The organism is Cloacibacterium sp. DMC96 (assembly GCF_056313765.1).
In genome coordinates this window covers 569,899-596,187 of sequence record NZ_JBQUZQ010000002.1, presented here as the reverse complement: position 1 = coordinate 596,187, position 26,289 = coordinate 569,899, and the positions used below count along the sequence as shown (strand labels likewise).

At 32.6% G+C, this 26,289-nt stretch carries 26 protein-coding genes and 1 tRNA gene; 16 read left to right on the top strand and 11 right to left on the bottom strand.

Going from position 1 to position 26,289, the window contains the following annotated elements; all coding sequences use genetic code 11:
• Positions 1–6 precede the first annotated feature (6 nt).
• The 3 genes from rseP (at position 7) to menD (ending at position 3,429) form a co-directional block, all read left to right on the top strand.
• On the top strand, positions 7–1,350 hold the full coding sequence (gene rseP / locus ACT53I_RS11665; RefSeq protein ID WP_476079782.1) for an RIP metalloprotease RseP: 1,344 nt from the start codon (positions 7–9) through the stop codon (positions 1,348–1,350).
• Between the two features lie 77 nt (positions 1,351–1,427).
• Positions 1,428–1,504, top strand: a tRNA-Asn gene (locus ACT53I_RS11660).
• Positions 1,505–1,761: 257 nt separating this feature from the next.
• Entirely contained in the window at positions 1,762–3,429 is a 1,668-nt protein-coding gene (gene menD / locus ACT53I_RS11655; protein WP_476079781.1) for a 2-succinyl-5-enolpyruvyl-6-hydroxy-3-cyclohexene-1-carboxylic-acid synthase, read from the top strand.
• 13 nt (positions 3,430–3,442) lie between these two features.
• Here the strand turns inward: menD and ACT53I_RS11650 are convergent, their stop codons facing one another.
• Both ACT53I_RS11650 and ACT53I_RS11645 read right to left on the bottom strand, forming a co-directional pair.
• A complete protein-coding gene (locus ACT53I_RS11650) occupies positions 3,443–4,069 on the bottom strand; it encodes an aminotransferase class IV (RefSeq protein WP_371488170.1) in 627 nt (208 codons plus the stop codon).
• Positions 4,053–5,030: an aminodeoxychorismate synthase component I gene (locus tag ACT53I_RS11645; RefSeq protein ID WP_476079780.1), complete on the bottom strand. Its 978-nt coding sequence runs from the start codon at positions 5,028–5,030 to the stop codon at positions 4,053–4,055. The genes ACT53I_RS11650 and ACT53I_RS11645 overlap by 17 nt, the downstream gene beginning before the upstream one ends.
• 118 nt (positions 5,031–5,148) lie before the next feature.
• Here ACT53I_RS11645 and ACT53I_RS11640 point away from each other — a divergent pair, with 118 nt between their 5' ends.
• The 6 genes from ACT53I_RS11640 to tnpA all read left to right on the top strand — a co-directional run bounded on the left by ACT53I_RS11640 (position 5,149) and on the right by tnpA (position 8,936).
• Entirely contained in the window at positions 5,149–5,883 is a 735-nt protein-coding gene (locus ACT53I_RS11640) for a hypothetical protein (protein ID WP_476079779.1), read from the top strand.
• Between the two features lie 58 nt (positions 5,884–5,941).
• Entirely contained in the window at positions 5,942–6,727 is a 786-nt protein-coding gene (locus tag ACT53I_RS11635) for a DUF2189 domain-containing protein (protein ID WP_476079778.1), read from the top strand.
• A gap of 77 nt (positions 6,728–6,804) precedes the next feature.
• Positions 6,805–7,896 (top strand): AI-2E family transporter, encoded by a 1,092-nt coding sequence (locus ACT53I_RS11630; protein WP_476079777.1) that lies wholly within the window; start codon positions 6,805–6,807, stop codon positions 7,894–7,896.
• Between the two features lie 13 nt (positions 7,897–7,909).
• A complete protein-coding gene (locus ACT53I_RS11625) occupies positions 7,910–8,161 on the top strand; it encodes a DUF3820 family protein (protein ID WP_476079893.1) in 252 nt (83 codons plus the stop codon).
• A 3-nt stretch (positions 8,162–8,164) separates the two neighbouring features.
• Positions 8,165–8,383 carry a hypothetical protein gene (locus ACT53I_RS11620; protein ID WP_476079776.1) on the top strand — a complete coding sequence of 73 codons (219 nt, stop codon included), beginning with the start codon at positions 8,165–8,167 and terminating at the stop codon, positions 8,381–8,383.
• A gap of 88 nt (positions 8,384–8,471) precedes the next feature.
• Positions 8,472–8,936: an IS200/IS605 family transposase gene (gene tnpA, locus ACT53I_RS11615; RefSeq protein ID WP_476079775.1), complete on the top strand. Its 465-nt coding sequence runs from the start codon at positions 8,472–8,474 to the stop codon at positions 8,934–8,936.
• A 209-nt stretch (positions 8,937–9,145) separates the two neighbouring features.
• On the opposite strand, the gene uvrB is transcribed toward tnpA, so the two are convergent.
• The 4 genes from uvrB to ACT53I_RS11595 all read right to left on the bottom strand — a co-directional run bounded on the left by uvrB (position 9,146) and on the right by ACT53I_RS11595 (position 14,568).
• Positions 9,146–11,137, bottom strand: coding sequence for an excinuclease ABC subunit UvrB (gene uvrB / locus ACT53I_RS11610; RefSeq protein ID WP_476079774.1), 1,992 nt, complete (start codon positions 11,135–11,137; stop codon positions 9,146–9,148).
• A 72-nt stretch (positions 11,138–11,209) separates the two neighbouring features.
• Positions 11,210–12,586, bottom strand: a complete 1,377-nt coding sequence (locus tag ACT53I_RS11605) for a M56 family metallopeptidase (protein ID WP_476079773.1) — start codon at positions 12,584–12,586, stop codon at positions 11,210–11,212.
• Positions 12,586–12,960: a BlaI/MecI/CopY family transcriptional regulator gene (locus tag ACT53I_RS11600; protein WP_104792923.1), complete on the bottom strand. Its 375-nt coding sequence runs from the start codon at positions 12,958–12,960 to the stop codon at positions 12,586–12,588. The genes ACT53I_RS11605 and ACT53I_RS11600 overlap by 1 nt, the downstream gene beginning before the upstream one ends.
• Before the next feature lie 126 nt (positions 12,961–13,086).
• The gene (locus ACT53I_RS11595; protein ID WP_476079772.1) at positions 13,087–14,568 is read right to left on the bottom strand and encodes a S41 family peptidase; all 1,482 of its coding nucleotides are present in this window, start codon (positions 14,566–14,568) and stop codon (positions 13,087–13,089) included.
• Between the two features lie 39 nt (positions 14,569–14,607).
• On the opposite strand from ACT53I_RS11595, the gene ACT53I_RS11590 reads away from it, so the two are divergent.
• Both ACT53I_RS11590 and ACT53I_RS11585 read left to right on the top strand, forming a co-directional pair.
• Entirely contained in the window at positions 14,608–14,982 is a 375-nt protein-coding gene (locus tag ACT53I_RS11590; protein WP_476079771.1) for a hypothetical protein, read from the top strand.
• A gap of 45 nt (positions 14,983–15,027) precedes the next feature.
• Positions 15,028–15,534: a DUF6646 family protein gene (locus ACT53I_RS11585; protein WP_069800475.1), complete on the top strand. Its 507-nt coding sequence runs from the start codon at positions 15,028–15,030 to the stop codon at positions 15,532–15,534.
• A gap of 45 nt (positions 15,535–15,579) precedes the next feature.
• Here ACT53I_RS11585 and ACT53I_RS11580 read toward each other — a convergent pair whose 3' ends face one another.
• Complete coding sequence (locus tag ACT53I_RS11580; RefSeq protein WP_476079770.1) at positions 15,580–16,956, bottom strand: tryptophanase; 1,377 nt, start codon at positions 16,954–16,956, stop codon at positions 15,580–15,582.
• Positions 16,957–17,048: 92 nt separating this feature from the next.
• Positions 17,049–17,678 carry a DUF502 domain-containing protein gene (locus ACT53I_RS11575; RefSeq protein WP_104793209.1) on the bottom strand — a complete coding sequence of 210 codons (630 nt, stop codon included), beginning with the start codon at positions 17,676–17,678 and terminating at the stop codon, positions 17,049–17,051.
• A 135-nt stretch (positions 17,679–17,813) separates the two neighbouring features.
• On the opposite strand from ACT53I_RS11575, the gene ACT53I_RS11570 reads away from it, so the two are divergent.
• On the top strand, positions 17,814–18,020 hold the full coding sequence (locus ACT53I_RS11570) for a hypothetical protein (RefSeq protein WP_476079769.1): 207 nt from the start codon (positions 17,814–17,816) through the stop codon (positions 18,018–18,020).
• Between the two features lie 54 nt (positions 18,021–18,074).
• Here ACT53I_RS11570 and ACT53I_RS11565 read toward each other — a convergent pair whose 3' ends face one another.
• Both ACT53I_RS11565 and ACT53I_RS11560 read right to left on the bottom strand, forming a co-directional pair.
• Positions 18,075–18,653: a MiaE family protein gene (locus ACT53I_RS11565; protein WP_476079768.1), complete on the bottom strand. Its 579-nt coding sequence runs from the start codon at positions 18,651–18,653 to the stop codon at positions 18,075–18,077.
• Between the two features lie 28 nt (positions 18,654–18,681).
• A complete protein-coding gene (locus tag ACT53I_RS11560; RefSeq protein WP_476079767.1) occupies positions 18,682–19,794 on the bottom strand; it encodes an acyltransferase family protein in 1,113 nt (370 codons plus the stop codon).
• 126 nt (positions 19,795–19,920) lie between these two features.
• On the opposite strand from ACT53I_RS11560, the gene rplU reads away from it, so the two are divergent.
• The 4 genes from rplU (at position 19,921) to ACT53I_RS11540 (ending at position 24,127) form a co-directional block, all read left to right on the top strand.
• Positions 19,921–20,349 carry a 50S ribosomal protein L21 gene (gene rplU / locus ACT53I_RS11555; RefSeq protein WP_104792930.1) on the top strand — a complete coding sequence of 143 codons (429 nt, stop codon included), beginning with the start codon at positions 19,921–19,923 and terminating at the stop codon, positions 20,347–20,349.
• A gap of 29 nt (positions 20,350–20,378) precedes the next feature.
• Positions 20,379–20,636: a 50S ribosomal protein L27 gene (rpmA, locus tag ACT53I_RS11550; RefSeq protein WP_069800488.1), complete on the top strand. Its 258-nt coding sequence runs from the start codon at positions 20,379–20,381 to the stop codon at positions 20,634–20,636.
• A 134-nt stretch (positions 20,637–20,770) separates the two neighbouring features.
• A complete protein-coding gene (locus ACT53I_RS11545) occupies positions 20,771–21,949 on the top strand; it encodes a T9SS type A sorting domain-containing protein (protein WP_476079766.1) in 1,179 nt (392 codons plus the stop codon).
• A 63-nt stretch (positions 21,950–22,012) separates the two neighbouring features.
• Positions 22,013–24,127, top strand: coding sequence for a prolyl oligopeptidase family serine peptidase (locus ACT53I_RS11540; RefSeq protein WP_476079765.1), 2,115 nt, complete (start codon positions 22,013–22,015; stop codon positions 24,125–24,127).
• A gap of 43 nt (positions 24,128–24,170) precedes the next feature.
• Here ACT53I_RS11540 and ACT53I_RS11535 read toward each other — a convergent pair whose 3' ends face one another.
• Positions 24,171–26,288, bottom strand: a complete 2,118-nt coding sequence (locus ACT53I_RS11535) for a hypothetical protein (RefSeq protein ID WP_476079764.1) — start codon at positions 26,286–26,288, stop codon at positions 24,171–24,173.
• Between the last annotated feature and the right edge of the window lies 1 nt (position 26,289).

Genomic DNA, 26,289 nt, shown 5'->3' with positions numbered 1-26,289 from the left:
AATTTAATGGAATTAGCAACGCAGATATTTCAGTTTATATTAAGTATTTCAATTCTCGTTATTCTACACGAATTAGGGCATTTTTTACCTGCAAAATGGTTTAAATGCAGAGTAGATAAATTCTACTTATTCTTTGACCCATGGTTTTCATTAGCGAAGAAAAAAATTGGTGAAACCGAATACGGAATCGGTTGGTTACCATTTGGTGGTTATGTAAAAATCGCAGGAATGGTAGACGAAAGCATGGATACAGAACAACTGAAACAACCTGCTCAACCTTGGGAATTCAGAAGCAAACCAGCTTGGCAAAGACTTATCATCATGTTAGGTGGTATTTTCGTGAATCTTATTTTAGCTTGGGCTATTTACACGGGATTGAATTTATCTGTAGGTGAAAAATACCATGATTTAGCAAAATTCGAGAATGGAATTGCAGTTTCTGAAGAAGGTGCAAAAATGGGATTGATGAACGGCGACAAAATCTTAAAAATAGATGGAAAACCTGCCGTAAGAATGGAAAACTCTATGATTAATATGCTTCTTGCTAATGAAATCACAGTACTTAGAAACGGTAAAGAAGTTTCTTTCGCACCAAAAGAAGACGGAATTGCACATATTTTAGGTTCAAAAACTGCAAAACTTTATATACAAAACAGATTTGCACCAGTAGTGGATTCTTTAATAGAAGGTCCTGCAAAACAAGCTGGATTACAAAAAGGAGATAAAATTGTAGCTCTTAATGGTAAAACGATTAGATTTTTTGATGAATTTTCTGATGGACTAGCTGGAAAGAAAAACCAACCGATTACTGTAGATGTTTTTAGAAATAATGAATTAAAAAGATTTACTTTCAATACAAACAAAGAAGGAAAAATAGGTTTCAGACCAGATTTTAAAGAAGCTGAAGCTGCTTTCAACAATACAGTAACCAATCAAGAATACAGCTTTTTACCAGCAATTGGCAGAGGTTTTGAGAGAACTGTAGAATCTCTTACCATGCAGATTAAGCAGTTTAAATTAATGTTCAACAAAAAAATCAAAGGTTACAAAAATGTAGGCGGACCAATTGCAATTGTGAAAATGATGCCTAAAGAAATCGATTGGGTTGCATTTTGGAGTTTTACGGCTATGTTTTCTGCTTGGTTAGCATTTTTAAACATACTTCCAATTCCAGGATTAGACGGTGGTCACGCCTTATTTACGACTTGGGAACTCATCACAGGCAAACCAGTTCCTCAAAAAGTTTTAGAAAATGCACAAATGATTGGAGTAATCTTTTTAATGGGATTAATGCTATTAATCTTTGGATCAGATATTTACAAATTTATCATTTCACCATTTTTAAAATAATGTAAATTTTTTCAAAAAATATTTTGCGCAAATAGAAAAAACGTATTATATTTGCACCACTCAAAACAACAAGAGTAGCCTTTTTAGCTCAGTCGGTTAGAGCATCTGACTGTTAATCAGAGGGTCGCTGGTTCGAGCCCAGCAAAAGGCGCCAAAACCATCACAGTAATGTGGTGGTTTTTTGTTTTTATTTCATTTTCAATATTTTATAAAAGCTATTCCTGTAAAATTTCTCAAGTCAGTGGTCTTTTTGGTTAAAAAAGGCATACTTTTCGGCAAACTCGAAATAGCTTTTTAAAATCATATTCCTTTCTAGAATTTGAGAAAATTAAAATGAGATATATCAAATATCATCTCTCGAACTTATTCTGAAATTTAAAAAACTCCAAAAAATCTCATACCTTTGTATTTATGAAACAATTCTCATCAAAACGCAGTATTCAGATTTTAGGACACGTTCTTCAGCAATATGGAATAGACAAAATGGTGATTTCACCAGGAAGCAGAAATGCTCCACTTGCTATTCATTTTTCAGAACTAGATTCTTTTGAATGTTTCAGCATCATAGATGAAAGAAGCGCTGCTTTTGTAGCGATGGGAATGGCAAAATCTCTTAAGCAACCCGTTGCGATTTCTTGTACCTCTGGTTCTGCTGCTACCAATTATTATCCAGCTGTAGTAGAAGCGTTTTATCAAAACGTTCCGCTTTTGGTACTTACCGCAGACAGACCTACAGATTTTGTAGATTTATTTGACGGACAAACCATTCGTCAAAAAGATTTGTTTCAACAGCATTCCTACGGAGATTTTCAGCTTTTGGAAGACGATAAGGAAAATGCAGAAGAAGAGAACTTAAAAATCGTAAAAACCGCGATAGAATTGTGTTTCGAGAAACAAGGTCCAGTTCATATCAATATTCCGCTTACAGAACCTTTATACCAATACGCTACAGAATTGCCAGTTTTCCCTAGTATAGAGAAAACCATTCAGAAAAGAGATTTCGAGATTTCTTCTACCCTAGTTTCTGAATTTAACGTGGCTAAAAGAATTTTGATTTTAGCAGGAACGCTTGACAAAAATACTGAACTCCAAAGTTTATTGTCGCAATTTGTGAAAAATCATTCGGTGGTTGTGCTTACAGAAGCGAATTCTAACCTCTATCATGACAAATTTTTCAATCATATTGACCGATATGTTTTTAATTTCACCGAAGAAGATTTTAGAACCTACGCTCCAGATTTACTGATCACGATTGGGCAAAATGTGGTTTCTAAAAAAGTGAAAGAATTTTTGAGAAAAGCAAAACCTCAAAATCATTGGCATATTGATGAATTTTGGCAACCGAATACTTATTTTGCATTAACTCAAGAAATCAAAACAAAACCAGAGATTTTCTTCAGTCAGTTGTTGAAATTTGCCAAGTTAGAACCATCAGCTTATTTCAATCTTTGGGATGTTCTTCGTGATAAAAAAGATGCAAAACACGATGAATATTGCAAAACAATAGATTTTTCAGACTTTAAAATTTTCCAGATTTTAGAACAAAAAATTCCAAATAACTATAACATTCATATTTCTAATTCTTCAGCGATTCGCTATGCAGAATTGTTCCCATATTCACAAAATCACAACATTTATTGCAACCGTGGAACCAGTGGAATAGACGGCTCTACTTCTACTGCGATGGGTTTTGCGATGATGAACAAAAATCCTACAATTTTGATTTCTGGCGAACTTGGATTTTTCTATGATATTAATGGACTTTGGAACAATTACATTCCGCCGTACACTAGAATTATCGTGATGAATAACGGTGAAGGAAATATTTTTAGAATTATTCCCGGACCTACAACTTCTAATGCAATAGACGAATTTATAGCGACCAAACATCAGAAAAACTGCGAAAATCTAGCCAAACATTTCGGTTTTGGATATTTTAAAGTGGAAGACGAAGATACTCTGTTAAGAGTTTTAGATAATTTCTTCAAGCCAGAAGCTAAACCAAAAATTTTAGAAATCAACACAGCTGACATTCAAAATGCAGAAGTTTTGAAAGAATATTTTAAGTTTTTGAAGTAAGGTCTTTCGAAGTTTAAACATCAAGATAATCAGAACTTTCTGGTAAATTTACAATTCTCTCGATGGGATAAATAAACATATCATCAAAATCATTCATGGCGTTAATCAACTGAAAATGAGAAAACTCCTTAATGTTTTGAAGCGTAATTTCGGTTTCTTTTATTTTCTTTTCGTGAAGCAAATGCTGGCGCATCACACCATTTAACAGATAAGTCGTCGGCGTAAACCATTCTTTGCCTTTCAAGAAAAGAATATTGGTATAAGAAGTATCCGTAATGTGATTGTTTTTCACCACAATGATTTCTTCTGTTTTAGCTTTGGCTTTCATGCGTTCAAACTCCTTTCTATCCTCAAACTTGAAAGAATAATCGTAAGAATTATTTTCCACCAACTGAAAATTTTCTATTTCGGGAATCGCATAAGGAATGAGTTGTGTAGTGAATTTTTTATCTAAATCATACACGATGCGCAGTTTGTACAAACCATCTTCATCATGTTCTAAATTTTTAAAAATTTTAGCCAAATCTATAGAACCTTCTTTGCCAAAATGTGCAAAAGTTTGGTTCACTCGTTTTTGATGTAAGTCTAGCAAAAAGGCTTTTTGGTCTTCTATTTTAATGCTTTCAATGAATCGGGACATAAATTTTGTTTTTCATTTCTTGGTATTCATCTGCTAATTTACTCAAATGTGTAATTCCACCGCCACTTCTGAATGTTAAATTTTCACCGTTTTGTTGAATAAACCGAATCATCACACAAGAATCTAAATTTTCTCCATCAAAACAACCGCAAACTCCTGTATAAAAGCCTCTTTCATAAGTTTCGGATTCTAAGATAATTTCTAAGGTTTTGGGTTTTGGTGCGCCCAAAATACTTCCTGCAGGAAGTAGGGTTTTCATTAATCTTCCTATTTTATTTTGAAACTCTGGTTTTACTTTTCCCGAAATTTCAGAACTCATCGCATAAAGATTCTTGTTTCTGGTTTTTAAGAAATCTATTCTCTGGAATTCATCTAATTGAACCCAATCTGCAACCATACTCAAGTCGTTTCTGAGCAAGTCTACCACGGTGTAATGCTCTGCTTTTTCTTTCACCGAATTTTTTAGTTCATCTACAGCATTTGGAACAGATGCTTCAATAGTTCCTTTCATAGGATGCGTAAAAATCTCTTGATTTTTAATTTCCACAAAAGTTTCTGGCGAAAAAAAAGTAAAATTATCTGGGAGTAAAACTTTATATTTTGCTTCAGATCTGTAGAAAATTTCTTCTAAAGAAAGATTAGTTTCTATGGGCGTTTCGCAAGTGTAATTGATTAAATAAGAATCTCCCAATTTCAAATGATTTTGCACGATTTCGAAGCCTTTTTGGTAATCTTCTTTGGATTGAGGGAAAGATTTCCAAGTTACTTCTTTCGTTTCAAACGTAAATGGTTGAATATTTTTAAAATTTGGAAAATCAACCAATATTTTTTGCGCTTCTAAATCTTCTTGACTAAAAATAAGCACATTTTCCATTAAAAAATCAATCACAAAAAAGAAAGGAACTTTCTGCAGAGAAAGCTCGTCCATTTCTAAAAATTTCTGTTCGTTGATTTTTAACATCGCGCAAATTTACAAATTTAGATGAGAGTTTCACATCGCAAAATCCTACTGTGATTTATAAAACAAATCACTATCTTACGGTTTAGTAAATTAGCATTAAAAACATTACTTTTGCAGCATGAGTCAAGAAAATTTACCAAAGGCAAAAATTACTTTAGACGAGGTGATTAATCAGTCTTTTAAATATTGGAAAGCTACGCTTAAATTTCAATTGATCTTCAGTGTTTTATATTTATCTATTGCTTATATTTTGAATTCTTTTCTTCTAAAATACTTTGGAATTAATGAAGAATTAAATAATATAATAGCTCTGGCGTTTAAAGATTTTGAAATGTTCATTAAGAAATTTGAAATTTTAATTTCTAGTAATAATTACAAAATTTATGAAATATCATTGATTGCTTCAATGTCATTAATCTACCCATTAAACATTGGTTTTTTTAGGGTTTATACATTGTTTGATGAAAAAAAGTATATATCAACAAATGAAATTTTTGATGGTTTTAAAGGTTCAACTTTTTTTAAGCTATTGGGATATTTTCTTTTTTGGGGAACTTTTAATTATTTTCTAAAAAAATATTTTTTCCCAGCTTCATTTTTATGGGTGTTTCTTACTGTTTTTGTAGGTCCGTTATTGTATTTTACTCCTATGAAAATGCTAGAATCCATCAATATCAGCGCAAAAGTAGCTTGGGCAAATTGGAAAATTGTTTTACCATGTGCTATCATCGCATTTTTATTTAGTTATAGCGGATTTATCTTATTTTTTGTAGGATTTTTATTCACTTATCCTTTTTGGAATGCTATTATTTATACTTTATTCAAAAGATTCTTCAGCATTAAATTTGTATAAAATGTAACAAAACTTTGAGAAAAATAACTAATTTTGGTAGAACTCAATTGAAAAAATTATGGAAAATTTTACCGAAGTAAACCAACCTATTACCCCCAAAAAGGAAATAGGAAGTATTCTTTCTCATGCATTCGAAAATTTTACGGGAACTTTTTTATATGCATTAGTCTTTGTAGTCATTTACCTTCTAGCGTATTTTATTTTTAATGGTCTGTTGTCTTTCTTGATTCCAGGCGGTGGAGATTATCAAAATGAAGTGATGAGAGTCATGAATGATTTTGTAGAAGACAAAAAGTATGACCTTAATGCTATTACAGAATTACAAAACAGTTTAGAAGCGGCCAGAACTACTGCCGTAATGATTTCTGAAGTGATTTCTAAAAGTATTACTTCGGCGTTATTAGCCCCATTAGTGGTAGGAATTATTTACATTTCTTATCAGTTCAATGCCAAAAAAGAGGTAGAATTCGGTGATTTATTCATTGGTTTCAGACAAAATACCGCACAAATCATTATTTACGGATTCATTACTACAGCGCTTATTCAAGCTGGCTTAGAAATCAATATGCTGATTGGCATGTATCTTTCTTTTGCTTTTTTTATAGGATTACCGATTGTATTTTTTGAAAATACCTCAGCAATAGAAGGTATTAGAAAATCATTTTCTCTCGTTCATGCTAATTTTATCACCGTATTAGTATTGTGGCTTTTAGCAGGAATTATTGCTTGTGCAGGATTTTTATTTTGCTTAGTTGGAGTTCTATTTACCTTTCCATTTTTCTTTACCGCAAGATATTCTATCTATTCGGCGATTTGCGGAGCACCTTACGAAGTAAAATCTTAAAATTTTATAAACAATTTACAGAAAGCAACAGATTTTACTGTTGCTTTTTTTATTAAATTCGCATTAAAACAAAACAAATGCACCCAGACCAAATCAGCAATAACAAAATCCGTCAAGTTTTCATGTTGGCGGTTATTATCATTCTTTCAGCGATAATATTATACAATCTTAGTGATTTTTTGCCTTCCTTATTGGGAGCCATCACGTTATATATTATTTCTAGAAGTTGGAATTTTAAACTCGTCGAAGAAAAGGGCTGGAAACCTTGGATTGCTGCATTGGTCATTATCTTAATTTGTCTGGTCATCATTGTGATTCCCACGTATTTCACCATTGAAGTTTTAGTCAATAAAATAAGTGATGCAAAAGCTTATACAGATAGTATTACTCAATTTTTTGAAAAAATAGAAACTTATATTCGTGCCAAAACAGGGTTTGAAATATTAAGTGGCGGAAATCTAGAAAAAATCACAGGATTTGCTACGCAAGCTTCCACTGCTATTCTGAATACAACAGTTAATATGATTAGTATAATTGTGGGAATGTTTTTCATCTTGTACTTTATGCTTACTAAAGGAAGATTATTCGAAAGAATTCTTACTTCAATTTCTCCTCTAAAGAAAGCGAATGACCAAAAAATTGGCGAAAAATTCACAAGAATGGTGATTGCCAATGCGGTAGGAATTCCAGTTGTAGCACTTGTTCAGGCATTAGTTTCCTTAATTAGTTATTTTATTTTTGGTGCTCCAAGTCCTTTATTATTGTTTATCCTTACTTTTATTGGCAGTATGATTCCGATTGTGGGAGCTGCTATTATTTATGTACCTGTTGGTTTATTTATGCTCGCAAGTGGTGACACTTTTGGTGGACTCGGCATTCTAGCTTACGGATTTTTAGTAGTGGGATTGGTAGATAATGTTTTCAGATTTACTTTTTTGAAAAAATTAGAAAATATCCATCCATTAAATACCGTTTTTGGAATTATTTTAGGACTAAAGATTTTCGGCTTTTTTGGTTTAATATTTGGGCCGATTTTAGTTTCTATCACTATTTTGCTGATGCAAATTTATGGAGACGAATTTTCTGAAGAAACAGAAGATTCTCCGAATGACATTGTTCTTCCCGAAAGCGAAACTCCACTTCAACCAAAAATTGACATTGATATTTAAAAAAATGCAAGGAATTAACCCCGAAATACTAGAAGAAATCTGCGAGGTAAAAATGCCTTTCGGAAAACATGCTGGAATTGTTTTAGCAGATTTACCTATCAATTATTTAGAATGGTTTCACCGACAAGGAATGCCAAAAGGAAAACTCGGCATGCAACTTTCTACGATTTATGAAATAAAAATCAATGGTTTAATGGATTTACTCACTCCAATTCGCGGCGAAGTGAATTATGAAAAACCAAAGAAAAGGGTTTATAAGTTTTAGGATATGAAAATTTTATTTATAAGTTTTTTAATGCTGATTATTGGGCTCTATTTCTATAAATATAGTCCAGAAATTTTAGAAATTGAAAAAAAAGAAGCAAACAATTTTTTAAGAAAATTTTTAGCAAAATATACAACAGTTTTAACTTTAAGAATAATCAGTATATTAATAATGTTAACAGGTTTTTGGGGAATTACGTCTTTTATAATAAAGCAATTATAAATCAAAGGTTCCGTAGGAACAAAATGTGTGTAAAAAAACTAAACCAAGAAAAGCGTTCCGTAGGAACGCAATGTCAAAAAAAACTAATATGCCAAACACTTACTCACAAATTTATCTACAATTTATATTTGTAGTAAAAGGAAGGGAAAACCTTATCAAAGAAAGTTTCAGAGAAGAATTACAAAAATACATCACAGGAATTATTCATAATAAAGGACAGAAACTTCTATCAATCTACGCAAATCCAGATCACATACATTTTTTTGTTAGTTTCAAAAAATTAGATATTTCTGTTTCTCAATTTGTAAAAGAAATTAAAACTTCTTCTACAAGTTTCATTAATGAAAAAAGATTCGTTTTAGGAAGATTTCATTGGCAAGAAGGTTATGGCTGCTTTTCTTATGCTAAAAGTCAAAAAGACACAGTAGTTCATTACATTGAAAATCAAAAAGAGCATCATAAAAAAGAAAATTTTAGGACAGAATATTTGAAATTTCTAAAAGTTTTTGAGATAGAATATGATGAAAGATATTTGTTTGAGTTTTATGATTGATTTCCATAAAAGTAGAATTAAAAGACATTGCGTTCCTACGGAACGCCCCAAATTTGCGCTATATATTCTTACACACATTTGGTTCCTACGGAACCTCTTGAAATTGTTACTTTATATTTTTTTAACATTCCTTAGGAATGTAATATGTGTAGCAAAATTCAGACATTAAAAAAGCGTTCCGTAGGAACGCAATGTCTTTTTTAAATTTTTCACCCTTTCAACGCAGCAATCTCATCTCGCAATTTAGCTGCAGTAATAAAATCTAGATTTTTCGCAGCGGCTTCCATCGCTTTTTGTTTTTCGGCGATGAGTTTTTCTACATCTACGCTTCCGTAAGTTTCGCGTTCTTCTGCAACTTGACGAATAATTTCTTTCTGCGTGTATTGAGAATCTGGGAAATCTTTGCTTCTTCCCACTAAATTTTCAGAAATTTTCTTATTGAGCGGAGTCGGAACCTTATTGTGTTCTAAATTGTACTGCGTTTGTTTTACGCGACGATAATTGGTTTCATCAATCGCTTTTTGCATAGAATTGGTGATTTTATCGGCGTACATAATTGCTTTTCCGTTCACGTTTCTCGCAGCTCTACCAATGGTTTGAACCAAAGAACGACGAGAACGCAACATTCCTTCTTTATCTGCATCGAGAATTGCTACCAGCGAAACTTCTGGTAAATCTAAACCTTCTCTCAACAAATTTACACCCACCAAAACATCAAATAATCCTGTTCTTAAATCTTGCATAATTTGGATACGCTCCAAAGTTTCTACATCTGAGTGAATATATCTTGTTCTAATACCAAATCTGGTAAAATATTTGGTCAATTCTTCTGCCATTTTCTTTGTTAAAGTCGTCACCAAAACACGTTCGTCTTCTTCTACTCTTTTTTGAATTTCTTCGATTAAATCATCGATTTGATTCATGGTAGGTCTCACTTCGATAATTGGGTCAAGAAGTCCAGTCGGTCTGATAATTTGTTCGGTGTAAATTCCGCCAGATTTTTCCAATTCATAATCAGCAGGAGTTGCCGAAACATAAATCACTTGATTCTGCATTTCCTCAAATTCTGGAAACTTCAGAGGTCTGTTATCCATCGCAGCAGGAAGTCTGAATCCGTATTCTACCAAAGCTTCTTTTCTACTTCTATCGCCACCATACATTGCATGAACTTGCGGAATGGTTACGTGAGATTCATCAATCACCATCAAATAATCTTTCGGAAAATAATCGAGTAAACAGAAAGGTCTAGAACCAGGCATTCTTCCGTCCATATAACGAGAATAATTCTCAATTCCAGAGCAATAACCGAGTTCTTTTATCATTTCCAAATCCAATTCGGTACGTTCTTGTAAACGCTTGGCTTCAATTGGTTTTTCAATAGAATTAAAAAAGTCAACTTGTTTTACCAAATCATCTTGAATTTCTCTAATCGCTCCGTTTAAAGTTTCTTTAGAGGTCACAAATAAATTGGCAGGATAAATATTAATTCGGTCAAAACTAGAAGTTACGTTTCCTGAAATGACATCAAAACTTTGAATTTTTTCGATTTCATCTCCGAAAAATTGCACTCTAATTCCGTTATCAGCATAAGCTGGATAAACATCTATTACATCTCCTTTTACTCGAAATGTACCTCTCGCAAATTCGTTTACACTCCTAGAATACAATGCATTTACCAACTTATGAAGAAAAGCCGTTCTAGAAATTTTAGAATTAACTTCTAGCTCAATCAAAGATTTATTAAACTCTGTAGGATTTCCGATACCGTAAATACATGAAACTGAAGCCACAATTAAAACGTCTCTTCTTCCGGAAAGTAAACTTGCAGTAGCGGAAAGTCTCAGTTTTTCTACTTCTTCATTGATAGACAAGTCTTTTTCAATATACGTTCCAGACGAAGCAATGTAAGCTTCTGGCTGATAATAATCGTAATAAGAAACGAAATATTCTACCGCATTATCTGGGAAAAACTCCTTGAATTCCATAAAAAGTTGAGCCGCCAAAGTTTTATTATGCGCTAAAACTAAAGTCGGTTTTTGAACTTTTTCTACCACATTTGCAATGGTAAAAGTCTTACCAGAACCAGTAACACCTAGCAAAGTCTGATATTTCTCTCCGTTTTGTAAACCTTCGGAGAGTTTTTCTATAGCTGTAGGTTGATCACCAGTTGGCGCAAATTCTGAATGGAGTTTGAAATTCATATTTTAGAATAAAGAACAAAGATAAAAGAATAAAGACAAAAAAAAGAGCAGAAATTTCTGCTCTTTAATGATTTAATTAAAATTCATGGTTATTGGCATTTTAAATTGAGATGCGACTGGCTTTCCATTTAGCGTACCTGGCTTCCACTCGACTCCTTTTAAGGTTTTTTCTAGAGCATCTTTGGCTGCTGTTTTGAAATTTTCATCATCAAATTGATAATTAGCATTATAACTTTTCCCATCTTCAGAAACAATTATTATAAGGACACCTTTTAATGTTCCTTTAGAATTTTTCATTTTACTCACATCAAAATTTTCAGCTAATTTATTTCTTAATGCTGCAAGTCCTCCAGGAAATTCTGGTTCTGTTTGAGAAGAAATTTCTTTTACAGGAGGTGGAGGTGGAATCATTTCTGTATTTTCTTCCTTAACTTTTTCTACCTTTTGCTTTTTAGGTTTAATGGTATCTTTTTTAATTGAGATTATTTCATTTTTAAATGCGCTTTTTTCAACATTTGAAACTTGAGTTTCTGAAAATTGCGCCTCTCCTTTTTTAACAATTTTTTGAAGAGACTTGTTTACTGTATTTTCAATTTTTGCAGGCACTTTTTCAACAAAAGCAAAAAATAATAATGCAGATATTGGTAAAGTCAAGTAAGACTTCAGTTTGGCTATTTTAGTTAACTTATTGGTCATCATAACGATTCTTTTTTTAGTGTTGTGTAAATTAAATGGATGTGTAAATAATATTTTCTCCGAAATAAGTTCGTTCAGTATGAGCTTTTGGTAACTAATTATATCTTTATTTTGGCTTAAAACCGCTTCATCTGCAAGAAATTCATGATTGGTAACAATTGCTTTTCTATAAAAATAGAATGTAGGATTGAACCAAAATACGCAAAGCATAATTTCTGTAAAAATCACATCAATGCTGTGTTTTTGATTCACATGAGCTTTCTCGTGAAGAATAATTTTATAATCTATTTTCCCTTCTAAAAAATCACTTTTATTAAGAAAAATAGCGTTCCAAAAACTGTAAGGTGTAAATTTATTTTGCTTTAAAATGAATTGATAATGGTCTTGTTTTATTTTTTCTGAAAATTTAATTTCTTTTATAAGTTTAAAAATTCCCCAAGAAAATTTTAGAAACAGAAGTGAAAATCCTACAATGTAAATTGCCCAAAGCATATTTTCTGTAGTAAAAATGGATGATTCTACCAATTTAGTTTCTGGTAAAATCATGAGTTCAGAATTATTTTGATTAATCCTTTCTACCACTTCAATACTTCCGTAAGGAATTGATAATAAAGGTACTAACACAGAAAATAAAGCGCTAATTAAAAGATAAAATCTTTTGAAATCATGATTTTTTTCTTTTTCTAAAAAAACAAAATAAAGTAAAATGAAAATTGCAGAAAGTGCAATCATTTTATAAATATACGTTTCCATTAGTCTTTCTTTTTCTGAATTTCTGCTTCTATAATTTTCTTTATTTCAATCAGTTCTTTTTCGCTTAATTTAGAATTAGCTGTAAAGAATGACGCGAATTGCGTTACAGAATTATTGAAAAATTTACCAATCATACCTTGCATTTCTTTGGCAAAATAATTTCCTTTTTCTACCAAAGGAAAATATTCTCTAGAGTTGCCAAAAGTTTTATAATCTATCAAATTTTTATTTTGCATCCTTTTGAGCAATGTTGCAATAGTAGTTGTCGCAGGTTTTGGTTCTGGGAAAGCTTCTATAATATCTTTCATAAAAGCTTTTTCTTTGTCCCAAAGTATTTCCATTAATTCTTTTTCGGCTTCGGTTAGCTTATTCATTTCTACAAAAATAAAATTTACTCTACAAATGTAGAATAATTTTTCAAACACACAAACTTTTCACAAAAAAAATCGCTAAAAATTTTAGCGATTCTGTATAATCAAATTATTTTTTTACTTGAAATTCTATCTAAAATTCTGAAAATCTTGAATATAGAGTCCTTTTGCAGCATTAGTAGGATTGAATTTTTGCAGATTTTTATTTTCAAAACTGCTGTTAGTGGTATTACCCATTCTGAAAGTCTGACCTGTAATAAGCTCTAAAGCCTTTTTCAAAAACGGGTCTCTTACATCGCCAAAAGCAGTTAAATTATTGAAAATAGAATAAGGATTTACTTCATAATTCGGAGCGATAAATTCTGGATTCACATCTTTGTCTTTGTTGTAATAAGAAAAAGTAATCGGTTGTAGTTGCCAGTTGTGCTTCGTATTTCTATTGGTATAAGAAGTGTAATCTTGAGCAGGAGAATCATATAAAGTGATAGAACCTACAAATTTCCCTACCGTATCATAACCAATCGTTACCACATTTACATATTTTTTAAGACACTGAACCGTAAGTTCACTTGCCGAAGCAGTTTGGAAATTTACCAAAACATAAACTTTAGTCAGATTAAGACTATTAATGGTTTGTGTACCAGATTTTTCGGGTCTGTTATTCACTAAACTGTAAGTATTCATTTGATTGCTCAAGTAATCAAAGCCGTCTTCGCTATTATGTTTATTATTAAAATCTAAAAAAACATACGGACTTCCGCTATAATTGCCGTTAATCATTCCTGCTAAAGCAACTGCCGTTTCCAGAGAACCACCTCCATTATATCTTAAATCTAAAACCAATTCATTAATTCCATCTGCTTTCATTTGAGCAAAAGCAGCATTCAATTCATCATTATAATCTGCTTTGAAAGCATTGAATACCAAATATCCAATATTTTTAGTTCCGTACACTTTTTTCTCATAATAAGCGATTGGATTTTCGTCAATATCTGCTTGAGTAATCGAAATAGAAGAAGTTTTATCTGTGGTAATAAGTCCTGCACTCGTTAATTGTACCGTTGCAGCCAGAGTAACAGTTACTTGATTGTTATACAATAAGTCAGAATTATTAAGCGTCAAAGGAGAACCATTTACTTTGGTAATTACATCACCACGTTTTAAACCTGCTAAAGCTGCAGGAGAATTAGGAACCACATAATTTACAAGAGCAACTGCGGTAGTATTGGTATTGTCTTTCGGATAAATTCCTATATCAAAACCTCCACTTTTTTCAACTTCGGCAATTTTAGAAGAATATACTACTTCATTATTGTTTTCAATCCATGAAAATCTATCAATGGTACCTCTTTGATAAAGCAAAGAATAGAAAAGCTTGTCTGGAGTTTTTCCATTTAAAAAATTAGCGTACGTGGTTGGATTATCATCAAAAGAATCTGCCAAATTAGGTACATTCGGTTGCCAATAATACCAAGAGTTCATCGCCTTCCAAACAAAATTATTGATTTCATCAGGCTTCGTGGTAGAACCAGTATCATTATTGTCATCTCTAGAACAAGAGACAAATACTAATGTTAAAAATAGTGCGTTAAATAGATATTTAAGTTTCATTTTTTTGAATAGATTTGTAATAAACTTAACGATAAATTTATGAAAATTAGTATAATAAAATCATTTTTTGGAGCAATCTTTATGGCAAGCCTCGCAATTTCTTGTCAATCAAACGTTTTGCCAAAGGTAAAAAACGCCACTTATTCTTCTTATTCTAATGCTGACCAAAAAGGATATTGGGTAGAATTTGAACTAAGTCATGATTCTATTGCACCAAAATCTGTAGTGCTCAATAATATTTTACAAGAAATTACTCCAGAAAATAAAACCGATAAAAAATTTAAAGTCAATGTAATAGCTCAATCTACCGCAATTTTCGGGTTCAAACCGAAGTTGGTAGAGAAAGAAAATGGCATTTATTTTGTTACAGATACGGCAGATGTTTTCAGGGCTGTAGATTTCAAATTAAAATAAATTTTATCTTTGCGCCCGTTTTATAACGTTATAAAAATATAAATTATGAAAAAAATTTTTGCAAGCGCAATGATATTTGCCGTAGGTTTTGCAAGCGCTCAAACTGTTGCTTATAAAGGAGCAGGTGATGTAAAAGTAAATTTAGGTGCTAATTTACAAGATGGAGGAACAGGTATTGTTTCTTCTGTAGATTATGGTTTAGGCGAGAGTTTCTCAATTGGTGCACAAGCTGGATATCTTCTTGGCGTAAAAGAAATCGGTGGAGAAATTCCAAAATTCGGAGATAGATTTGACTTAAAAGTAAGATTAAATGCCAACCTTGGAAGCGTTTTGAAACTTCCTTCAAATGTAGATGTATATCCTGGTTTAAACCTTGGACTTAAAAATTTCGGTGGACATCTTGGAGCAAGATATTTCTTCGATAAAGGCTTTGGACTCTATACAGAAATGCAATTCCCAATCGCGAAATACAAAAAATCTGAAATTGCTTTTGACGATTTAAATAATCAATTTGCAGTAAATATTGGAGTGTCTTTTGATATCGACAACTAAAAAACTTTATAAAAAATAAAATGCCGAGAAAATTCTCGGCATTTTTTATGCTTGTTCTAATTTTACTGTAAAATGTCTTAAAATCTCTGATTCCCAAGTAATTTTATACCCTTTCGTAATTTCATCTCTTCGGTCAAAAACATTTTTAAGCGCTGCTGCAATATAGCGAATATGATTATCCGTATAGGTTCTTCTTGGCAATGCCAATCTTACCAATTCCAGCTTCGGATAACGATTTTCTCTGGTTTCTGGATCTCTATCTGCCAAAATAGTTCCTATTTCCACCCCTCTAATTCCCGCTTCTTTATAGATTTCTAAAGCTAATGTTTGCGCAGGAAATTCTTCTCTTTTTATATTTGGTAGAAACTTAAGCGCGTCTAAGAAAACAGCGTGACCGCCAATTGGTTTCTGAACAGGAATTCCGTATTCTATCAAGAGATTTCCCAAAAGTTCTACTTGAGAAATTCTGCTTTCTAAGTAAGGAAATTCGGTTGCTTCGTCTAAACCTTGCGCAAGTGCAGCCATATCTCTCCCCGCCATTCCTCCGTAAGTGATAAAACCCTCATAAATAATAGTGAAATTAGACGCTTTTCTGAAAATTTCCTCGTCATTTAAAGCGATAAAACCACCAATATTTACCAAACCATCTTTTTTAGAACTCATGGTCATCCCAATTCCGTAAGAAAACATTTCTTTACAGATTTCTTTGATGCTCCAATTTTTGTAATTTTCTTCTCTTTGTTTGATGAAATAAGCATTTTCGGCAAATCTCGCAGCATCAAAAATCACCGGAATTCCGTATTGATCCGAGAGATTTTTAACCGCTTTTATATTTTCCAAAGAAACAGGTTGCCCGCCAGAAGTATTACAAGTAATGGTAATCAAACAAAACGGAATTTGTTCTTTTGGATAAGACTGATAAACTTTTTCTAATTTTTGAATATCTAAATTCCCTTTGAAAGGATGAAGATTTTCTATATCAAAAGCCTCATCAATCGTACAATCTACTGCATGAGCTTTTCTGAATTCTATATGACCTTTAGTCGTGTCAAAATGAGAATTCCCAGGAATGATGTCATTTTCTTTAATCATCGTAGAAAAAAGTACATTTTCTGCAGCTCTACCTTGATGAACGGGTAAAAGAAACTGAAATCCCGTTAATTTTTCGACTTGTTTTTGGAGTTTTTCGAAAGAGCGAGAACCTGCATAAGATTCATCTCCAGTCATGAGTTCTCCCCATTGTTTATCACTCATTGCTCCCGTTCCTGAATCGGTAAGCAAATCGATAAAAACCTGAGAAGATTTTAAATTAAATAAGTTATAGTGCGCTTCTTGAAGCCAAATTTCTCTTTGTTCGCGTGTAGACTGCGAAATTTCTTCCACCATTTTTATGCGGAAGGGTTCTGCGTAAGGAAGTTTCATTTTAGATTAAGATTAAGGTTAAGGTTGAGTGAATTACACTACCATTTTTTGACAAAATTTTAAATTTCTAAACCTTTGTCTTTACCTAAATCTCATTCCGGTGCCTTGAAGACGTTTTTATCACTGTGGAAACCTGCTACTCCACCAGAAACGGCAAATTTCATCGCTTCGGCAGCGTTCATTCCCACTACAGGTTTTATGTTTTTTTCTTCGGTGACAATTACCCAACCAGAAATAGCGTAAGAATGAGGCAAATACACCGCCACGAAATTATGTTTTTCAACTTCTCCCATTTCTTTTTGAGTCAAAAATCCTATTCTCCAGATTTCTGGATTTTCATTGGTTTTTACCCAAACTGGCGTGTTAAATTTTTTCTTATCTCCTACAAATGAAGACATTACATCTTTAGTAGGTGTGTAAATATGTTTTACTCCTGGTGTTTTTTCTAAAAAATGGTCTAAACTCTCGAAAACGACTTTCCCAAAAACAAATTTGTTAAAGAAATAACCTACTCCAGAAATAAATAGAATCAAAGACAAAAAACCAACGCCAGTTCTATTGAGGAAAGGAAAGAATTTTTCAAACGGAATGATGTTATCAATAGTGTCAAAAACCAAAAAAATGAGATACAAAGTCGCCGCAATAGGACCAATGATAATCAGTCCTTTCAAGAAAGATTTCACGAAAAGATTTAAGTAGTCTTCGGGTTTTGGCTTTTTAATTCTCACTTTCTTAAAAATATCGCAGTAAAGATAATAATTTCATAAACTTTCTGATAAAAAATGTAAACTAAATTTTAATGTTTCATTCTACTTTTACCACACCAAAATATTAACAACTATTAAATCACAAAACCTATGAAAAATTTACAGAAAATGAGTGCAAGTTTATTTGCATTATTGGTAAGCTTTTTAGCATTTGCACAGGAAAAAGCAGTAGAAGTAACCACTTCTACCACTACCACCACAGAAGAATGGTACACTAATCCACTTTATTGGGTTATAGGAGCAGTAGTTCTTATTGCAATTATCGCGATTGTATCAAGAAGTGGCAACAAAGATTAATCCCCTTTAATTTTACCAAAAAAGCTCATCAATTTTTGATGAGCTTTTTTATTTTTAACCATGAATGGTTTCTTTATTTCCGTAAGATTTTATGATTTCTCCTTCATATTCTAACCATTCTTCCCAGCGTTTGTTTACTTTTTCTGAGTCGCCTAATTGTCTTGCAAAACCGATGAAAGTAGTGTAATGATTGGCTTCAGAAATCATGAGCTCTTTGTAGAATTCTTTCAGTTCTTCGTCTTTTATGTTTTCTGTCAAAACTTTAAAACGTTCACAACTTCTCGCTTCAATCATCGCTGCAAAAAGCATTTTGTCTATAATTAAATCTTCTCTACTTCCTTGAATAATAAATTTAAAAAGTTGATTTACATAATCGTCTTTTCTGGTTCTTCCTAAAATATAACCTCTTTTTTTAATGATTTCGTGAACTTGATTGAAATGGTCCATTTCTTCTTGTGCAATTGCCAAAAGTTCGGTCACAATTTCTGTATGTTCAGGAATCATGGTGATTAAACCAATCGCATTAGTGGCAGCTTTTTGTTCGCACCAAGCGTGATCTGTAAGGATTTCTTCTAAATTTCCTTCTGCTATATTTGCCCAACGTGGATCTGTAGGTAATTTTAATTTGAACATTTTATTTCTAATTTTTTGCAAATTTACATTAATTCTCGGCAGTTTTCTTTCTTAGAAATTCTAAAATTTTCCAGCCGTAATCGTCTACTTTCTTCAAAACTTCTGCGAAAAGGATGGCTAAAATCACATTCAAAACATATACAATCACCATCAAAACCCAAATATTTACGCTGTCTTTAAGAGGCGGAATTAAAAAATACACTACTGAAGAACTCATTCCTTGCGCAAAATAATAGAAAATGGCGTTTTTACCAATATAGTTAATGAAATTGTCTTTGGTGATTTTCAATCGGTTATACAATACAAAAATGGTCACCAAAGAAAGTAAACTCCACATGATGTAAGGAATTTTTGGTGGGAATTTCTGCTTATTAAATTTATAGAAAACTTCGCTCCCGAAATACCAGAAAACCAAAACCAAACTCAAAGCTACCAATCCATACAAAACAGGAACAAAAACATTTTTAATTCTTTTTCCTTTCAATTGAGTAGCAATTAAGAAAATGGCAAGATAAAAAGCAACATAACCAACTTGTCCGCTCGGATAATACGGTGCAAAGTTTTTCATCACATCATTATCAATATTGAAATAAATCGTGAGCGCTAAACAAACTCCTATTAACCATTTGATGTGTTTTGGGAAAAATTTCAAGGCTAAAACTCCAAAAACGGTTACGATGTAATAGACTTTAAGATACCAAAAACTTCCCATCACTACAGGAAAACTATCACAATTACTATAACTGTGAAGCCACCAATTGCCAAGCATATCCCAATTAAATGCTGAATCTAAATTTGGCACACCATATTTAGTCCCGAAAACCGTATAATAGGACTGCATTCCTTCTGATCCAAAAATATTGAAGATTCCGAGTTTCATAAATCCATCAAGGAAAAACAAAAACGTCACGAAAATCATATACGTCACCTGAAGTTTCAGCAATCTGTACAAGGTTTTCTCTACATTATTCCCAGAAGTTAAACCACTTAAAGCAAAAAATACGGGAACGTCTATGAGTAAACTCAACGTTCTCACTTCCGAAGGAAGATAAAGTTGACCACTCCAAAAAGCAGTATGAATAAAAATAATGGAAAGAGTAGCCAAGCCTTTGGCAAAATCAATGTAGAGGTCTCGTTTCATATAGTTTATTAAGTAATTTCAAATTTACAATTTATCAGTGTAAATAAAAAATTTTAGCATTATTGTGGATAACTCAAAAATATTTCTTACTTTTGCACCCTGAATTAACTAAAAAAATTATAAACAATGTTAGCAATCGTAGAGATAGCAGGGCTTCAATACAAAGTTGAGCAAAACCAAAAGTTGTTTGTAAACCGTCTAAAAGGAGAAAAAGGAGACAAAGTTTCTTTTGACAAAGTTCTTCTTACTATTGACGGAGCAATCACTGTAGGTGCCCCAGCTGTAGAGGGTGTTTCTGTTCAAGCAGAAATCCTAGACCATGTACAAGCAGATAAAGTAATCGTTTTCAAAAAGAAAAGAAGAAAAGGTTACAAAGTGAAAAATGGTCACAGACAACAATTAACTCAAATTCAAATTGTATCAATTGGTGGTGCAGATGCTCCAAAAGCTAAAAAAGCTACCAAAAAAGAAACAACTGAAGAAGTAGTAGCAGAAGAAAAACCAGCTAAGAAACCAGCTGCTAAGAAAACTGCAAAAAAAGACACTGAAGATTAATTTTAAAAACCAAAAAACCTTAAAATAAAATGGCACACAAGAAAGGAGTTGGTAGTTCCAAAAACGGTAGAGAATCTCACTCTAAAAGATTAGGTGTGAAGATTTTCGGTGGACAAAGCGCTATTGCTGGTAATATTATTGTAAGACAAAGAGGTACTCAACACCACCCAGGTGAAAACGTGGGAATGGGTAAAGACCACACTTTGCATGCATTAGTAGACGGTAAAGTAGTTTTTACTAAGAAAGCAAACAACAGATCTTTTGTATCTGTAGAACCAAACGCATAATTTAAGCGTTATAAAAATTTAGAAACCTCAGTTTTTCGCTGAGGTTTTTTTATGTTATTATTCATCAAAAAAATTCTTTGTCATTGCCTTGAAAATCTGTAACTTCGCTACCCTTTTTTATAGCAATTTTATTTATGAAAAAAATATTATCCGTTTTCACCTTAATTGTATTTTTATCAAGCAATGCCCAAACCAAAATTTTATTTGATGCCACAAAAGCCGAAATGGCAGGAAACGCAGATTGGGTAATTGATGCAGATTCTAAATCTGGTGGAGAATCTAATCCACAAAGAATTCCTACTCCCGCACAAAGCGGAATTACCGCTACTACCTCAGAAACTTATTGGACTGGCGGAATAAGTGCATGGGCAATTGATTTAGTAAAACAAGGATACTACGTAGAAACACTCCCAAGAACAGGAGGTGTAATTTCTTATGGAAATCCAAATAACGACCAAGATTTATCTAATTACAAAGTATTTATCGTTACCGAACCAAATAGCCAATTTACGATGGCAGAAAAAGACGCTATTATTAATTTCGTAAAAAACGGAGGCGGACTTTATATGATTGCCGACCATGACAATAGCGATAGAAATGGTGACGGTTGGGATTCTCCAGCTATTTGGAACGATTTAGTTTCTACCAATTCTGTAGTTGCCAATCCTTTCGGAATTACTTTTGATGTAGTTAGTTTCTCACAAACTACTACTAATTTTGCGAATATTCCTTCTAATACTATTTTAAATGGAAGCGCTGGAGCTCCTAGAGCTATGCAGTTTTCTGCGGGTGCAAGTATGACGCTTAATAAAACCGCTAATCCTTCCGTTCAAGGTTTGGTTTTTAAAACAGGAGCTTCAACCACAGGAACCACCAATGTAATGTTTGCTACTGCAACTTACGGAGCTGGGAAAGTTTGCGCATTAGGAGACAGTTCCGTTCCTGATGATGGAACTGGAGACACTGGAGACACATTGTATGATGGCTATTTCACAGATGCTTCAGGAAATCATAGACCTCTTTTAATTAATTCTGTAATTTGGTTAGCTACATCTTCAGGATTAGCCACAGATGACATTATGAAACCAGAACTTTCGGTAAATATTTATCCTAATCCAAGTAGTGATTATGTTTATGTACAGAGCAAAACCTTAGAAAAATATCACTTAACCTTAATGGACTCATCTGGAAAAGTTTTGCAAAGTATTCCTAATACAGATAAAATCAGCATAACCTCTTATCCTAAAGGAATTTACTACTTAGTCATAAAAAATGATAAAGGTTTTAAAAACTTTAAAGTCGAAAAAAAATAATTCCACACCAACCGAAGAAGTTCTTCGGTTTTTTTTATTTATTTTTGAGAAAATTCTCAACAAATGAAAATCAATACATTCACTATGGCATTAGCGGGATTATTCCTCGCCTCGTGCTCATCACAAGTTATGAAAAATTCATTGAACTATCCTGAAACCAAAAAAGTAGAACATACGGACGAATATTTTGGGACTAAAGTAGCAGATCCTTATCGTTGGTTAGAAGACGATCGTGCAGCAGATACTAAAGATTGGGTTCAGCGTGAAGTGGCTTTTACACAAAATTATCTTAATCAAATTCCGTTTCGTGAAGAAATTCGTGCACAGTTAAAAAACATTTGGAACTACGAGAAAATTTCTGCTCCATTTAAAGAAGGAGATTATACATATTTCTACAAAAATGACGGTTTACAAGCACAATCTGTACTCTACAGAACGGATAAAAATGGCACCACCGAAGTTTTCCTTGACCCGAATAAATTTTCAGAAAAAGGAACTACTTCTATGTCTGGCTTGTCTTTTAACAAAAAAGGAACGCTTGCTGCCTACAATATTTCTGAAGGAGGAAGTGATTGGCAAAAAATTGTCATCATCAATGCAATTACCAAAGAAAAAATAGACGAAACCATTACCGATGTTAAATTTTCTGGCGCTTCTTGGTTGGGAGACGAAGGTTTTTTCTACTCTAGTTACGGAAAAGTACAAGGCTCTGAACTTTCTGTGAAAACAGACATGCACAAAGTTTATTTCCATAAATTAGGAACCAAGCAATCTGAAGACAGACATATCATCGGAGATGAAAATTTTAAACGCAGATATATGAACATTGGCGTTTCAGATGACGAAAGATTCTTGATTCTAAATGCTGCAACTGCAACCAACGGAAATGAGTTATACGTAAAAGACCTTAAAAACAATACCGATTGGATTGCGATTCAAAAAGGATATGATTACAATACCGATGTTTTAGACACCAAAGGAGATTTTATCTACATTATGACCGATAAAAATGCTCCAAACATGAAATTGCAGAAATTTGACATTAAAAATCCTTCTGTTTGGACAGACGTTATTCCAGAAACCGAAAACGTTCTAAGTGCTTCAACTGGTGGCGGTTATATCTTCGCTAAATACATGAAAGACGCTGTCTCTTACATGAAACAGTTCGATTACAACGGTAAATTAATCAGAGAAATCACTCTTCCTGGAATTGGCACCGCTTCTAATATTGGCGGCAAAGAAACTGCAAAAGAATTGTATTACTCTTTCAGCAATTATATCACGCCGGGAACTACATATAAATTCAATGTAGAAAATGGAACTTCTGAAATTTACCAAAAACCAAACGTAAAATTCAATTCTGAAGATTATGTTTCTGAGCAAGTATTTTTCACTTCAAAAGATGGAACAAAAGTGCCGATGATGATTTCTTATAAAAAAGGAATTAAACTAAACGGTAAAAACCCTACTATTTTATATGGTTACGGCGGTTTCAATATTTCTGTTACCCCAAATTTCTCCGTAGTGAATGCAATCTGGATGGAAAACGGCGGGATTTATGCCGTTCCAAATCTCAGAGGAGGCGGTGAATATGGCAAAAAATGGCACGTTGCAGGAACACAAATGCAAAAGAAAAACGTTTTCGAAGATTTTATAGCTGCAGGTGAATATTTGCAGAAAAACGGTTACACTTCGCCAGAATTTATGGCACTTTCTGGCCGTTCAAACGGTGGTTTATTAGTTGGCGCAACCATGACAATGAGACCTGATTTAGCGAAAGTGGCTTTCCCTGGAGTTGGCGTTCTTGATATGCTCAGATACAATAAATTTACAGCAGGAGCTGGTTGGTCATTCGATTACGGAACTGCGGAAGATTCAAAAGAAATGTTCGAATATTTAAAATCATATTCACCAGTTCACAATGTGAGAAAAGGCGTTTGTTATCCTTCTACAATGATTATCACGAGCGATCATGATGACAGAGTAGTTCCGGCACACTCTTTCAAATTCGGGGCAGAATTACAGGAAAAACAAAGTTGTAACAACCCTGCTTTAATCAGAATCGAAGTAAATGCAGGACATGGAGCTGGTAGAAGTACAGACCAAGTCATCGGAGAAAACACAGATTTGATGAGTTTTGCACTCTATGAAATGGGAATTAAAGAATTGAAAAAATAATTTCTAATGTACCATACAATCAAACCGCAGAAATTTCTGCGGTTTATTTTTTGAATAAATTTTTAAAAAATCCTTTTTCTTTTTTAGGCTTTTCTTTTTGATTTACAGAATCTTGCAAACCCAACTTTTGCTTTACCTGTTTTACCGTTTTCTCAGTTTTTTCTACATTTTTACCCACCAAAGTTTTCTTTAGACCTTCTTCTACTCCTTTCCAAAGTAAATTAAAAAAAGATTTCGTAGGATTTCTAGTTGTGTGAACTACTACATTTTCAGTTTCGGATTTAGAATTCGTTCGGACGATTAAATTTGTAACGGCACTCAATACTTTTTTCTCTTTTTTCGTCTTTTCATCTAAAACTTTCACTTTCACATTTTCATGTTTCATCGTGTAATTTCCAGAAATTTCATTTCTGTTTCCTTTAAAATTAAACCGTACTTCGTGAATACTACCCTCTACTTTTTTATGAGAATAGGGCGTAACAAAAGCGTTGATACTTTCAGCTGGTAAATCATTAATTTGCCCTGAAATCGAAAAGTCATCCTGAAGATTTGCCGTATCAAAACTCCAGTTTACTTTCATAGGCGCAACATTCATAAATTGTGTGTGAATTTTAATCGGAACAACTGTGTTTTTGAAACCTTTATTTGAATTAAGATTTTGTGCATTTAAATTAAATTGACTAAACGTCAATTTTCCAGGTTTATTTCCATTTGGCAAATCTTCTTCATAAATTAAATTTGAATTTCTGATGTTCAAATTTTTCACCAAAAGAGGAAATTTTATGGAACGGAGCAATTCACTGTAAAGTTTTTTTCTAGTCAAATCATCTTTAGGACTTTTACTTCTGTAAATTTGAGCTTGTAAATTGTTAATCAATACATTACCAACATTTATTTTCGGTTGACTATCTTTTAATTTCCAATGAAAATCAGTAATTCTCGTTTGTGCAATTTTTACATTATACCAATCTTTTTCGGTAGAAATTTTAGAAGTAAACTGGGTTTTAGTAAACTTGGGCTGTAAATGCAATCCTCGGAAATCCATAGAATTTTTCTGAAAATCAGCATTCTTAATGAAAAACTGATAGAATTTTCCAGCATCTAAAAAAATATTTCTTCCTGAAATTTGGTAATTATCATATCGAAAAGGCAATTCGTTTTTGGGATTTTTTCCATCTAAAACCAATTGTTCAAAATGTGCATTCACATTGTCTACGGAAAACTTATTTTGTCCGTTTTTGATAATATTTGCTTTTCCATTTTCAAAGAAAACATTTTGTAATTCAACAATATAAGTAAAAGGCTTATTTTTATTTTTATTTTGATTTCCAGAAGAATACACCGTTAAATCAGGCTCAGAAAACCGAACTTCAGACAAACTAATCTTGTTCTTCTTCAGCACAATATCTTTGAAATTCATTTTTTGAGAAGAAATATCCAAAAGTGATTTTCTTGGAAACTTTCTCGAAAATTCAGAAAAATTCATCAAAGGTTTCATTGAAAAATCTGTCACAGACATTTGTCCATTTTCTGTATTAATTTCGGTGGCAGAAATGTGATACACTTCGTCTGGATAAAAATGAAATGCTTTACTTTTTATAGAATATTGGTCAAAAACAATGGGCAATTTACGCGACACTTCTTTCTCTGTAAGTTTAAGATTTTCAATATTTAAACTTAAATTTTTGATTGACAAAAATTTACTTTTATCAAATTTTAAAATCTCAATATTGCCATTTTCAATCATCAAATTTCTAGAAATTAATGGTCGCTTATTTTTCTTATCACCTTGTTGATTTTCAGGCAGAACAATCTGAAGATTTGGACGAAAAAGCTTTATGTATTTAGCATTGATTTTTTTATTTAGAATGGCATCATAAATTCCTAGATTTGAAATAAAAAGAGAATCTACAGTTCCATTGAGCTGTAAAAATTTTCGATTATCTATATGTTTTGGGGAAATTTTAACTTTGCTAGCAGAAATTTTTCCGCTTAGAAATTCTATGTTTAAATCCTGATAATGAATATAATACGGAGATTTTTTTTCAATATACTGCGGCAAATGATGTTGCAACCAATAATGGAAATACAGATTTGCCGAAACCAAAAGCACAGCAAACCCAAAAATAACGGAAAATAGAATTCTTAAAGCTCTCTTCATA